Source organism: Streptomyces sp. NPDC104096 (assembly GCF_055584385.1).
The window spans coordinates 26,339-38,837 of record NZ_JBVJMD010000015.1 but is presented as its reverse complement, the minus strand read 5'-3'; the positions used below and the strand labels follow the sequence as shown (position 1 = coordinate 38,837).

Here is a 12,499-nt window from a genome sequence, read left to right as displayed (position 1 = left end):
GCCCATGCAGGTAACGCGCCGGCGGCGGCACGACGAGAAGAGACGCTCCTTCGTCGTTCTCGGCAGACCCATCGGCCGCCGCGTCACGCTCGTGACCGCGGGCCTCACCGCGGTCGCCGTGGTGGCCGCGGGCACCGCCTTCGCCCAGACCCGCCGGTTCGGCACCGACCAGGTCGGCCAGGTCACCGCTCGGGGCCAGGTCGTCTCCAGCGACCAGTACATCGCTCCGTACGGTGACCGTCTGGTCGTGAACAACGGCAAGATCATGTCGTCCGCGGTCAGTCCGGACGGCACCCACCTCGCGGCCTCGGTCGCCGACGGCGGGATGGCGCTGGCCCTCGTGGACCTCAAGAGCTGGAAGGTGCGGCAGCTCGTCGGCACCTCCGCCTCGGCCGACCTGCGCATCGGCAGCAACGCCGTGGGACAGGAGGCCCCGGCGTACTCCCCCGACGGCACCCAGCTCTGGCTCGGCCAGACCGACGGCTACACGCGCTTCACCGTGAACGCGGACGGCACCCTGGCGAGCCCGACGAGCGTGCGGATCCCGGCGGACGGGGCCCGGCACGCCCTGGCGGCCCAGGCCGTGTTCTCGCCCGACGGGTCCACCGTGTACTCCGCGGTCAACGGGCAGAACCGGGTGGTCGCGATCGACACGGCGACGGGGACCGTCCGGCAGAGCTGGGCGGTGGGCAACGCCCCGCGCGGCATCGCCGAGGTCGGTGGCAAGCTCTACGTGAGCAACGAGGGCGGGCGCCCGGCACGGCCCGGCGACACCACCATCAACTCGTACAACACCCAGGTGCCGGCCGACCCGGTCACCGCGGCCACCACCACCGGCACGGTCAGCGTCATCGACCTGGCGGACCCGGCCGCCGCGGTCGGGAGCATCGACGTCGGGCTGCACCCGACCGCGGTGTACGCGGCGAAGGGCGCGGTGTTCGTCACCGACACCGCCACCAACGACGTCTCGGTCATCGACACCGCCCGCGACAAGGTCGTACAGACCATCGCCACCCGGCCGTGGCCGGAGGCGTCGGTGGGCTACGAGCCCGACGCGGTGACGCTCACCGGCGACGGCCGTCTGCTGGTGACGCTCGGCCGCGCCAACGCGGTCGCCGTCTACCGCTACACCACCCCGCAGGAGCCGGTCGGTTACGTCGGTCTGCTCCCGACGGACTACTTCCCCGCCGAGATCGCCACCGTCGGGGACAAGGTCGTGGTCTCCAACACCCGGGGGATCGACGCCCGTCGGCCCACCGGCGGCGCCGGACACGGCACGCACGACACGACGTCCAGCCTGACCCGGTTCACCCTGCCGAGCGACCGGGTCATCAGGTCCGAGACCGCCAAGGTCTTCCGGCAGAACGGCTGGACCGGCCGCGCGGTCACCCTCGCCGAGGGCCACGACAAGGCGAAGCCGGTGCCGGTCCCGGCGCGGCTCGGCGACCCGTCGACGATCAAGCACGTCTTCCTGATCGTCAAGGAGAACCGGACCTACGACCAGCTCTTCGGTGATCTGCCGCAGGGCGATGGCGCCCCGGCGCTGGCGGAGTTCGGCGAGAACGTGACGCCGAACCAGCACGCGCTGGCCGAGCGGTTCGGCCTCTACGACAACACCTACGACATCGGCACGAACTCCGCCGAGGGTCACAACTGGCTGATGCAGGCGGACAATCCGGAGTACACCGAGTCCTCGGCCGGTGAGTACCTGCGCAGTTACGACACCGAGGACGACGCCCTCGGCCATCAGCGGACCGGGTTCCTGTGGACCGGGGCGCAGGCGGCCGGCAAGTCCGTACGGGACTTCGGCGAGTTCCAGCAGTTCCTGACCAAACCGTCGGGCGCGAGCTGGCAGAACCTGTACTGCGACGCGAAGAACATGGGCGCGACCGGTCAGGGCACCGCCTACCCGCTGAACTCGTCCTCGCCGATCCCGTCGCTCAACAGCGTGTCGGTGCCCGGGTTCCCGAAGTTCGACACCAGCGTCCCGGACATCTACCGCGCCGAGATCTGGAAGCAGGACTTCGAGAAGAACGGTCCGGCGAACCTGAACATGTTCTGGCTCTCCAGCGACCACACCGGCGGTCCGGCGAACGCGGCGGCCCAGGTCGCCGACAACGACCTCGCCACCGGCCGGATCGTCGACGAGATCTCGCACAGCAAGTACTGGAAGGACTCGGCGATCTTCGTCGTCGAGGACGACTCCCAGGCCGGCCTCGACCATGTCGACGGCCACCGCGCCCCGATCCAGATCATCAGCCCCTGGGCCCGGCACGGTGTCGTCGACAGCCACTACTACACCCAGATCATGATGATCCGGACCATCGAGCAGATCCTCGGGATCCACCCGATGAACCAGAAGGACAGCGCGGCCGACCCGATGCGTGCGGCGTTCGGCCGGAAGCCGGACTACACGCCGTTCGAGGCGCTGCCCAACCGGACCTCGCTGACCGCGGGTCTGAGCACGCCGCCCGCCTGCGGTGCGGACACCCCGGCACCGCAGGACCCGACCGCTGCGGCCGCGCCGAAGGCGACCGTGCCGACGGCCCAGCGGGCGGTCGCGAAGGCGTGGGACACCTGGAAGTCGCACCAGCGGCTGACGGGGTCGCGTGCCGTGCCCGACTTCGCCAACCCCGCGCAGATGAACCACTTCACGTGGTACCAGTCGCACGACTGGGCGAAGCCGTACCCCGGAGAGGCACGGATCCTCCTGCCCGAGGACGTGCCGGGTGCCTACATCCCGTCGTCGGAGTCCGACGGCTGAGCCGAACCGGGTCGCCGGTCTGACGGGTCGGCAGGCCGAGGACCGCGGCATCCCCGAGCACGGGATGCCGCGGTCCTCTGCCGCCCGGGCCATGAAGATCATCTGTCGGCCGCTGTTCGTCTCCCCGCCCCGTTGCCGCGGTCCGGCGTTGGGCGGCGCGCTGAACTCTGCTCGACGGCGCCGGCCGATCGTGGCCGGCCGCACCGAGCCGTGTTGCCGAAGGGAACCGACCGTGCAGTCGATATCCGCCGTCTCCCCGCAGTCCGTCCGCAGGGTGGCGCTCGCCGCCGCCACCGTGCTGCTGGCGGGCGCCGCGAGCGCCCTGCCCGTGCACGCCGCGAGCTACGGCACGCCGACGATCAAGCTGTCCACGGCCTACCTGTCCGGCGCCGTCGGAGCCACCGGCGACCCGACCGTCACGGCGACCGTCGCCCAGAGCGGCGCCGACGCCTCCGCGCTCACCGTGACCGCGACGAAGACCACCAAGTCCGCCGTCGCCGCGACCACCGGCGTCACGGTCACCGGGACCGCCGGTACCCGCACGGTCGCCGTGACCGCCCTGGGCCGGGGTTACACGGACCTCACGCTGACCGTCACGGGCCTGGGCGGCAAGACGGCGACCACCACCCTGCACTACGCCGCTTCGCCGGCCGTGCAGCACTCCGCCGACGCCCGCTACCTGACCGGCGCCAGCGACGCCTCCGCCGCGGTCTCCGTGGGCGGCGGCTACGTCCTCGTCGGCAACGACGAGGACAACACCCTGCGGCTGTACGACGGCAGCGCCTCCGGGGCGCCCGTGAAGACCTGGGACCTCGACAGCGCGCTCGGCGCCGACAAGGAGGTGGACATCGAGGGCGCCACCGTCGTCGGCACCACCGTCTACTGGACCGGCTCGCTCGGCAACAACAAGGACGGCGAGTACAAGAAGGACCGCAACACGGTCTTCACGACCAAGCTGACCGGCTCCGGCGCCACCACCGCGCTGACCTTCGGCACGGCCGGCCACACCCTGCGCGACGACCTCGTGGCGTGGGACAAGACCAACGGCAACCGCTTCGGCTTCGCCGACGGCACCGCGGACGGCTCGATCCCCAAGTCGATCGACGGCTTCAACGTCGAGGGCCTGGAGTTCGCCACCGGCAGCACCACCACCGCCTACGTCGGCTTCCGCGCCCCGCTGGTGCCGCCGCAGACCGGCGGCAAGGCGCTCGTCGTACCGGTGACCGACATGGACAAGGTCGCCTCCGGCACCCACGCGACCTTCGGCACGCCGCTCCAGTGGAACCTCGGCGGCCTGGCCGTCCGCGACATCCGCCGCAACTCCCTGGGCCAGTTCCTGATCCTGGCCGGCTCCTGGGCGGCCGACGACAACAGCGACCCCTACGCGCTGTACTCCTGGGACGGCGTCGCCGCCGACCAGCCGGTGAAGGTGCTCGACCTGCCGACGACGGACGCGGGCGGCTGGGAGTCGATCGTGGCGGTCCCCGACCTCACCCGGTCCGGCGCCCGGGTGCAGCTGATCACCGACGACGGTGCCGCCGACCTGTACGGCGACGGCCTGGAGGCCAAGGACCTCACGCACCCCGAGTGGCAGAAGTCGCGCAGCACCTGGTTCACGATCGGCTGAGCGTACGGCGTCGGTCCCGGTGCCGGTCCCGCCATGGGGCCGGCACCTTTCGCGTGCCCCCACTTCTGCGCAGTCGAACTTTAAATGACTAAAAAGTGAACTGTAGGTGACACGCTAGGTACTCTTCGGAGTAGGTAGGGTGACACCAGGTTCTGTGCGAGTGTTTGCGCCACGAAAGGCGCACTCTCTTCCCGTACGGCACGGTTCGATCGGCAGGGAAAGGCGAGGCGGTGCGATGCGCCAGGCAGGAGTGCTCGACGTCGGCTGTCACAGTGCGCTGCTCACGGTGGCCCGGCACCGACCCACGACCCACATGGACTCCGTTCTCTCCCGCAAGGTGCGGCTGACCCTGCACCAGTGCCTGGAGCAGGACGGACGGCTGAGCGAACTCGGCGTGCGCGGCGTGCAGCGGGCGGTGACGGAGACGCTCTCCGGGGATCTGTGCCTGCCCCGCTCCGAGATCTTCGCGTTCGCCACGTCCGTCATCCGCGACGCGCCCAACCGGCACGAGGTCATCGCCCGGGTCGCTCGCGCCACCGGCGTACGACTGCGGGTGCTCTCCGGCGAGGAGGAGGCGAGGCTCGCCTATGTGGCGGCCCGCCGGTGGTCCGGTCCCTCGGTGGGCCGGCTCCTGGTCCTGGACATCGGCGGCGGCACCGTGGAGGTCGCCGCCGGCAGCGGGCACGCCCCCGACCGGGCGCTCTCCCTGCCCTCGGGCGCCCGCGCCGTCACCCGGTCCCTGCTGCCCGGCGGAACCGTCTCCTCCGAACGGCACCTGACGAAGGTACGACGACAGCTTCGCGAGCGCCTGCACGACGTCCCCGGACTGCCCCGGGCCGAACCCGGGGGACGGGTCCTGGCCTCCTCCAAGACCTTCGCCCAGCTCGCCCGGCTCGCCGCCGGCCGCGGTGGACCGCGCCACGCGGCGCACCGGCTGACCCTGTCCGACGTGCGCGGCGCGGTCGGCGTGCTGGCCGCCACGAGCCCGGACCGCCGCGGTCGGCTGCCCGGCATCTCCCGGCACCGCGGGGAACAGTCCCTCGCCGGAGCCCTGGTCGCCGAGGCGCTCCTGGAGGCGTGCGGAGCCGACAGCGTGGTGATCTGCCCCTGGTCCACCAGGGAGGGCCTCCTCCTGGAGCACCTGGCCAAGCCCCGCCCGACGCACGCCGCCGAGCCGAGCGCCGCACTGGCCGGCTGACCGGTCGCTCGTCACGGGTGCGGCGGATCAGTGCGTCACCCGCTCCCCCGTGATGAGCGAGCCACCGTCCGGCGGGCCGCCGCCATGCGCCAGGATGGGGGCATGAGCGTAGTCAAGATCAACGTACTGACCGTCCCGGCCGAGCAGCGGGAGACGCTGGAGAAGCGGTTCGCCTCGCGGGCCCACTCGGTGGAGAACTCCGACGGGTTCGAGTGGTTCGAACTGCTGCGTCCCGTCGAGGGCACCGACACCTACCTCGTCTACACGCGCTGGCGCGACGACGCCTCGTTCCAGGCCTGGATGGAGGGTCCCATGAAGGCCGCCCACCAGGGCGGCGGCGGAGCGGAGGGCGGGGAGCGTCCCAAGCCCGCGGCGAGCGGGTCGACCCTGTGGTCGTTCGAGGTGGTGCAGCAGGCCGCGCCGAAGGGCGCGTAGCGCGGCGGCACCGGCAGCCGTTGCGGATGGCCGCCGTTCCCGGTGGTGTGCCGCGCCCGGCCGATCGGGCGGGCGCGGCACACCACCGGGTTCAGGGTGCGGTCACTTGACGTCGACGTAGTCGCCCGCGGCCGAGACGGCCGGGGTGGTGGACGTGCCCGCGAAGGAGTAGCGCCAGTAGCCGTCGGCCGTGGCCTTGTACGTGGTCTTCAGGTTGCCGTGGCTGTCGGTGGTGACGGTCTTGAGGGTGGTGTAGGTGCTGCTGCCCTTCTTGCGGAACTGCAGCTTGACCTTCTGGCCCGTGTACCCGGCGTACTTGCCGGTGTCCCAGTTGGCGCGGGTGAGGCTGCCGGTGATGGTGAGCGTCTTGTTCTTCTTGACCGGCTCGGGCGCGGCGTTCACGGTGAGCCTGGACAGGCGCTGGACGGCCGGGGCGTAGAGCCCGGTCCTCGCCGCGGTGCCGATCTTGGTGATGTCCGCCGGGTTGTCCGGGTTCTGGCCGTTGAAGGCGACGGCCCAGGCCACCGAGTGCCAGCCCGTACCGGCGTCGGTGATCGAGAGGTCGTACTTGGGGTAGATGTCGATGGTTCCCTTGCAGGCCTCGACCGTGACGACCCCGTCGGACGAGGACGTGGAGGAGGTCACGGTGCACGTCGCCGCGCTGTCGCCGTACAGGTCGGCGGAGGGAGCCGAGGCGGAACCGCGGTAGAAGTCCATGCCGATGTAGAGGTCGTCGGCGGAGACGTCCACGTTGGTCGCGGTCAGGGTGAAGCTGTAGGGCACGTGCACGATGGCGCTGGTGCCCACGCTCACGGCCGCCTTGCCGCTCGCGACCTTGATGTTCGAGAAGGTCACCGGCAGTGCGTAGGGCTGGGGGGCCGCGACGGCGGACGTGCGGGCCGTGGCGGCCGCGTGGCCGCCGAGCTGCCAGGGGCGCACGACCCCGGTGGTGTCGGCCGCCTGTGCGGCGGGCAGGGCCACACCGCTCAGCGCGGCGGCACCGCAGACGACGGCGACGGCGGCTCTTGTGCGAATAGGCATGCGTTCTCCGTTGGAGGAACGCCGGGCGGGAGCGGGCGGGCCGCCCCCTTCCGGCGAGCAGAACCGAAGCCGACCGGTCGGATCGGCACTTGACACAGACTCAGACAGGCCAGACAGGGCTATGGTTGTACGCATCCGTGGCCCTGTCGTCCTGTGTCTTTTCCCTGGTCCTGGCCCTGGTCGTGCCGGGTGCGCGGCACCCTGCCCCGGCCGGTGCGGCTACCCCTGCCACACCCGTTGGGCGTAGTCGACGAAGTTGCGGCCCATGATCTTCTCGATCCGGGTGGAGGAGTAGCCGCGCCGTTCCAGCAGACGTATCAGTTCGCGGAACTGGTCCACGCCGCGCAGGTCGACCACGAAGGGGAAGGTGTCGGCCCGTTCGCCCGCGGCCGACACCCCGGCCTCCTGGCGCTGGGCCACGTGCTCGGCGAGCCGGGCCCGGTAGGCGTCGAGGTCGTCGATGGCGGTGACCGGCCCATCGGTGCCGATGCCGACGTGGTCCTCCCCGCAGACGTTCACGGCGTGCGCGATGTGCTCGACGACGTCGGCGGCACGCGCGTGACCGGTGGGGCTGAGGAACGGCATGAAGTAGATGCCGACGAACCCGCCGCGCGAGGCGACCAGGCGCAGTTCCTCGTCGGTCTTGTTGCGGGGCAGGTCGGTCAGCGCGCGGCAGCCGGTGTGGTTGACGGACACGGGGACGCGGGAGTGGGCGATCGCGTCCAGGCAGGTCCGCTCGCCGCTGTGCGACAGGTCGACCATGAGGTGGTGGTCGTTCAGCGCGTCGACGACCTCGCGTCCGAAGGCGGTCAGTCCGGTCTCGGCGGGCGCCGAGGATCCGCCGCCGAGGTGGTTGGCCTGGTTGTACGTCAACTGCACGACCCGTACGCCGCGTTCGGCGAAGGTGGCGACCCGGCCGGCGTCCTCGCCCACGGCCACCGCGTTCTGGAAGCCGTAGACGACGCCGACGCGTCCGTCGCGCGCCGCCGTGTGGATGTCGGCCGCGGTGGTGACCTTCAGCAGGTCGTCGGGGTGACGGTCGATGACGCCGTCCCATACGTCGATCTCGTGCAGGGTGTGCTCGTAGGGGGGCAGGTCGCCCATCACGTAGCCGAGGGTGATGTTCACGGCCGTGAGGCCGGAGGCGCGCGCCTCCGCCAGGGTGCGGGCGTCGACGGTGAACTGCTCGCTGCTCGGGTTCAGTTCGCCCGCCGCCGCCAGGGACCGGGGGGCGTTGGGGTTGTCGAGCTGGCCGAGGGCGTTGACGATCAGGGGTGTGCCGGTCAACGGTTCTCCTGGGATCGGTCCGCGGTGTAGGCGGCGCGCGGGAAGCGGTGGCCCCGCTTGACGGTCAGGGTGATGGTGCGCAGGTGGTCGATGTCGGCCAACGGGTCCTGTGCGAAGACCGCGAAGTCGGCCTGCTTGCCCGGTTCCAGGGTGCCCGTGAGGTGGTCCGTGCCCGCGCTGCGGGCGCCGACGAGGGTCGCGGAGCGCAGCACGTCCGGGGCGGGGAGGCCGCAGTCGCGGACGAGGAAGGCGAGTTCCTCGTACAGGGCGGGGAAGGGCTCGCCGGGGGCGGTCTCGTAGTCGGTGCCGGTGGCCAGTTGGACGCCGGCCCGGTGCGCCTGTGCGGTGAGGGCGATCGCCAGGTCGGTGTTGCGGGCGGCCCGTTCGGAGGTCTCCGGGGTGTCGCCCGCGAGTTCGGCGCTGGCCCACATCCCGGCGGTCGCGTCCAGGACGACGTCCTGCTCGCGCATCCGGGCGAAGAGCGCGTCGAGGCGTTCGTCCCGGCCGGTGACCAGGCTCGCGTGGTCGACGGGCGGCTTGTCCTTGTAGGTGGTCAGGGGCCCGGTGGCCGCCTCGTGGGCCAGCAGGGTCACATGGGAGACGGCGTCGACGCCGGCCGCGACGACCTCGCCGGGCGTGGCGGGGAACACGGCGGCGTGCGCCCAGACGAGGATGCCCTGCCGGTGCGCCTCGGCGGTGACGGCGGCGACGAGGTCCGCGTCGAGGTCGGCGTAGACCTTGATGGCCGTCGCGTGGGTCCCGCGGGCCAGGGCCACCGCGAGGGGCAGGTCGGTGGTGTCGGTGACGGCCTGCATCCAGGGCACCTCGCCCGGCACGGCGCCCTGGGTCACCTGGTGGGTGCGGGGGTCGTCGAAGAACCCCGGGCCGGCCATGAGCGCGGCGTAGTGGATGTCGGGGGCGGGGATCTCCCCGACCCGGGCGGCCCGGGCGAGGTCGCCGACCTGCCGCAGGTCGTCGGCCATGTCCCGTACGGCGGTGACTCCGCTGTGCACGAGGCGGCGCAGGACGGCCTCGGCGGCGGGGCGGTCGGGCGGGGTGGCGAGGTGCTGGTGCGCGTCGACCAGGCCGGGGGTGACGAAGTGGCCGGTGAGGTCGACGACCTCGGCGGCCGCGCCGCCGTCGGCCCCGGCGCCCGCGGCGCGTCCGGTGTCGTCGGCCTCGGTGCCCGGGGCCCGTTCGGCGCCGTCCGTGAGCGCGGCGAGCACGTCCGGCACGTCCGCGTCGGGCACGACGGCGTGGATCACGGAGCCGTCCACGACGATCGACATCCCTGGGCGCGGCGGGCCGCCGGTCCCGTCGAACAGCGTGACGCCGCGGTAGACCACCACCGTTCCGGCCGCGGGAGGTGCGAAGGGGGCCGCCGCCCCGGCGCTCTCGCTCGTCAAGGTCACCACACTCCCGATCTGTTACGCTCTACGTAACAACTCTCTCGTCATACGAAACAGGCGCTACCCTACCTCCGCGACCGGGCGGTGGACACGCCCCGCCGGGACGGTCCGCCTCCACATCCGGAAGGGTTTCGATGCCAGAAGTGCCGCAGGTGCCGTCCGGGCCGGAGGCCGCACAGACGCCGAAGGCGACGCGTACGGCCGTGGACAAGGCGCTGGATCTGATCGAGGCCGTCTCGCGCGCCGACACGCCCCCTCGGCTCACCGATCTCGCGGACGAGGTCGGGCTGCACCGGGCCACCGCCCACCGGATCCTCGTGGACCTGGTCCGCCGCGGCTGGGTGCTGCGCGCCGACGACCGCTACCTGCCCGGCACCGCGGTGCTGCGCCTGTCGTCCCGGGCGGCGCACAACTCGCTCACCACGCTGGCCCGGCCCGTGCTGGAGGAGTTGTCCGCGCGCACCGGCCTGATGGTCAACCTCCAGGTGCTGGAGAACGACGGCTCCCGGGTGGTGGACGTGATCCGCCCGGACCGGCTGGCGATGATCAGCACTCTGCACGGCGAGGCCCTGCCCGTGCACCGGTTCGCCGGTCCGCTCGCCCTGGTGGCCGCGCTCCCCCAGGAGGCGCGCCGCCCCTACCTGGAGGCGGCCCGCGCGCAGGGGCACCCGCTGACGGGCCCGGCGGGGCTGCTCGCCGACATCGAGCGGGCCGAGGCGTCCGGGTTCGCCGTCGAGCACGGCCGCAACGAACAGTTCGTCGCGTCCCTGAGCCGGGCCGTCGTGCCCGTCCCCGGATCACCGGTCTGCGCCGTCACCGTCGTCGGGCCGAGCGCCGAGATCGACGAACCCCGGATGCGGCGGCTGCGCGACCACCTCGCCTCGGCGGTGGACACCCTCTGCGGCCTGCTGTCCGGCACGAACACGGGAGCCGACGCGTGAACGACCTGCTCGTCCTCGACCGGGCCGCCACGGAGGCGGCTCTCGACCCGCACCGGCTGATGGCCGCCGTGTCCGAGGCCCTGGTAGCCGTGGCCCGCGGCCGGGCGTCCGCGCCGCCCCGGATCGCCGCGTTCGCGCCGAGCGGGCTGCTCGGCGCCATGCCCGGGTACGTGCCGGGGCTGGGCCTCGCGGCGAAGCTCGTGTCGGTGTTCGCCGACCCGGAGCACCCGGGCCGCAGCAGCCACCAGGGCATCGTGGCCCTCTTCGACGCCGACGACGGCCGGCCGCTGGCCGTCATGGACGCGGAGCCGGTCACGGCCTGGCGGACCGCGGCGGCCGCCACGCACAGCGCCCTGGCCCTGGCCCGGCCGGGTCCCGTCGTGGTCGTCGGCACCGGCGCGCAGGCCCGCGCCCAGGTGGCGCTGCTGGCCGCGCTGCGGCCGGCCGAGCCCGTCACCGTCGCGGGCCGCGACCCCGCGGCGGCCCGCACCGTGGCCGGTCTGCACCCCGCGGGCCGTGCGGCCGACGGCATCGAGGCGGCCGTACGCACGGCGGCGACGGTGTACTGCTGCACCGGCGCGACCCGTCCGGTGCTGCGCCGCGACTGGCTGGCCCCGGGCACGCACGTGAGCTCCGTCGGCGGCTCCCACGGACCCGAACTCGACGCCGCGACGGTCGCCGACGCGGCCCTCTTCGCCGAGTGGCCCGGTGCCGCCGCGACGGCCCCGCCCTCCGGCGCCCACGAGTTGCAGGACCTGCCGCCGGGCCGCGCCGTCACCCTCCTCGGTTCCGTCCTGGCCGGTGAGGCCCCCGGCCGCCGCTCCCCCGACCTCCTCACGGTCTTCAAGTCCACCGGCCACGCGGCCCTGGACGTGGCCGCCGCGCACGTGGTGCACGGTGTGGCGACGGGCCGGTTCGTCGGCTAGGGCGTGCTTCGAAAGTCCCGTCTGCCCGGCGGCGTCCGTCCAGGACCGACCGCGGTCAGATCCTGCTGCCGGTCGCCGTGTCGGCGGACAGCCGCTGGGCGACGTAGATCGGGATGACGGAGAGCAGCACCAGGACGGCCGCCACCACGTTCACCACGGGCGCCTGCTGCGGGCGGGTCATGTTGTCGAAGATCCAGATGGGCAGGGTCTCGATGCCCGGACCGGCGGTGAAGGTGGTCACCACGATCTCGTCGAAGGAGAGCGCGAAGGCGAGCAGTCCGCCCGCCACCAGCGCCGAGCGCACCATCGGGAAGGTCACGTCGACGAAGGCGCGGAAGGTGTCGGCGCCCAGGTCCATCGCCGCCTCCTCGTACGAGCCGGAGGTGCGGCGCAGCCGGGCGACGACGTTGTTGAAGACGACGACGATGCAGAAGGTGGCGTGGCCGACGATCACGGTGAACATGCCGAGGCCGACCCCGAGCGGCTCCAGGACCGTGCTGAACGCCGAGTTGAGGGCGATGCCCGTGACGATGCCGGGCAGCGCGATGGGCAGCACGACGACGAACGAGACGGTGTCGCGGCCGAAGAAGCGGTGCCGGCTGACGGCGAAGGCGATCAGCGTGCCGAGCAGCAGCGCGATGCCGGTGGCGCCGAGTCCCGCCTTGACGGAGACCCAGAGTGCCGCGCGGGCACCGTCGTTCGCCCAGGCGACGGACCACCAGCGCAAGGTGAGGCCGGGCGGCGGCCAGCTCGAACTGCGCTCGGGGTTGAGGGAGTTGACGAGGACGAGCAGCAACGGCAGGTAGATCACGGCGAAGCCGAACCCGGCTGCGACGCGCAGCGCGACGCGCGCGGTACGGGAGAGTTGCAC

Annotated in this window: 10 protein-coding genes; 6 read left to right on the top strand and 4 right to left on the bottom strand. The window is 72.6% G+C overall.

Annotated elements, in window-relative coordinates; translation table 11 throughout:
• Positions 1–4 precede the first annotated feature (4 nt).
• From ACZ60B_RS17870 to ACZ60B_RS17855, 4 genes are all read left to right on the top strand, one after another.
• Positions 5–2,764, top strand: coding sequence for a bifunctional YncE family protein/alkaline phosphatase family protein (locus tag ACZ60B_RS17870; RefSeq protein WP_469387957.1), 2,760 nt, complete (start codon positions 5–7; stop codon positions 2,762–2,764).
• A 232-nt stretch (positions 2,765–2,996) separates the two neighbouring features.
• A complete protein-coding gene (locus ACZ60B_RS17865; protein ID WP_469387955.1) occupies positions 2,997–4,391 on the top strand; it encodes a hypothetical protein in 1,395 nt (464 codons plus the stop codon).
• A 235-nt stretch (positions 4,392–4,626) separates the two neighbouring features.
• Positions 4,627–5,589 (top strand): Ppx/GppA phosphatase family protein, encoded by a 963-nt coding sequence (locus ACZ60B_RS17860; RefSeq protein ID WP_469387954.1) that lies wholly within the window; start codon positions 4,627–4,629, stop codon positions 5,587–5,589.
• A 102-nt stretch (positions 5,590–5,691) separates the two neighbouring features.
• Complete coding sequence (locus tag ACZ60B_RS17855) at positions 5,692–6,024, top strand: antibiotic biosynthesis monooxygenase family protein (RefSeq protein ID WP_469387952.1); 333 nt, start codon at positions 5,692–5,694, stop codon at positions 6,022–6,024.
• Positions 6,025–6,126: 102 nt separating this feature from the next.
• Here the strand turns inward: ACZ60B_RS17855 and ACZ60B_RS17850 are convergent, their stop codons facing one another.
• The 3 genes from ACZ60B_RS17850 to ACZ60B_RS17840 form a co-directional block, all read right to left on the bottom strand.
• Complete coding sequence (locus tag ACZ60B_RS17850) at positions 6,127–7,065, bottom strand: hypothetical protein (RefSeq protein ID WP_469387951.1); 939 nt, start codon at positions 7,063–7,065, stop codon at positions 6,127–6,129.
• Between the two features lie 219 nt (positions 7,066–7,284).
• On the bottom strand, positions 7,285–8,352 hold the full coding sequence (locus ACZ60B_RS17845; protein ID WP_469387950.1) for a dipeptidase: 1,068 nt from the start codon (positions 8,350–8,352) through the stop codon (positions 7,285–7,287).
• On the bottom strand, positions 8,349–9,764 hold the full coding sequence (locus tag ACZ60B_RS17840; protein WP_469387948.1) for an amidohydrolase family protein: 1,416 nt from the start codon (positions 9,762–9,764) through the stop codon (positions 8,349–8,351). Before ACZ60B_RS17840 ends, ACZ60B_RS17845 begins: the two co-directional genes overlap by 4 nt.
• Before the next feature lie 131 nt (positions 9,765–9,895).
• Here ACZ60B_RS17840 and ACZ60B_RS17835 point away from each other — a divergent pair, with 131 nt between their 5' ends.
• Positions 9,896–10,702, top strand: coding sequence for an IclR family transcriptional regulator (locus ACZ60B_RS17835; RefSeq protein WP_469387947.1), 807 nt, complete (start codon positions 9,896–9,898; stop codon positions 10,700–10,702).
• Positions 10,699–11,628, top strand: coding sequence for an ornithine cyclodeaminase family protein (locus ACZ60B_RS17830; protein ID WP_469387945.1), 930 nt, complete (start codon positions 10,699–10,701; stop codon positions 11,626–11,628). Before ACZ60B_RS17835 ends, ACZ60B_RS17830 begins: the two co-directional genes overlap by 4 nt.
• 55 nt (positions 11,629–11,683) lie before the next feature.
• Here the strand turns inward: ACZ60B_RS17830 and ACZ60B_RS17825 are convergent, their stop codons facing one another.
• On the bottom strand, positions 11,684–12,499 hold the full coding sequence (locus ACZ60B_RS17825) for an ABC transporter permease (RefSeq protein ID WP_469387944.1): 816 nt from the start codon (positions 12,497–12,499) through the stop codon (positions 11,684–11,686).

Bases quoted from the DNA above. Each gene is read 5' to 3' on its own strand.
- ACZ60B_RS17870 (WP_469387957.1), top strand. From the start codon at position 5: ATGCAGGTAACGCGCCGGCGGCGGCACGACGAGAAGAGACGCTCCTTC.
- ACZ60B_RS17860 (WP_469387954.1), top strand. From the start codon at position 4,627: ATGCGCCAGGCAGGAGTGCTCGACGTCGGCTGTCACAGTGCGCTGCTC.
- ACZ60B_RS17855 (WP_469387952.1), top strand. From the start codon at position 5,692: ATGAGCGTAGTCAAGATCAACGTACTGACCGTCCCGGCCGAGCAGCGG.
- ACZ60B_RS17850 (WP_469387951.1), bottom strand. From the start codon at position 7,065: ATGCCTATTCGCACAAGAGCCGCCGTCGCCGTCGTCTGCGGTGCCGCC.
- ACZ60B_RS17835 (WP_469387947.1), top strand. From the start codon at position 9,896: ATGCCAGAAGTGCCGCAGGTGCCGTCCGGGCCGGAGGCCGCACAGACG.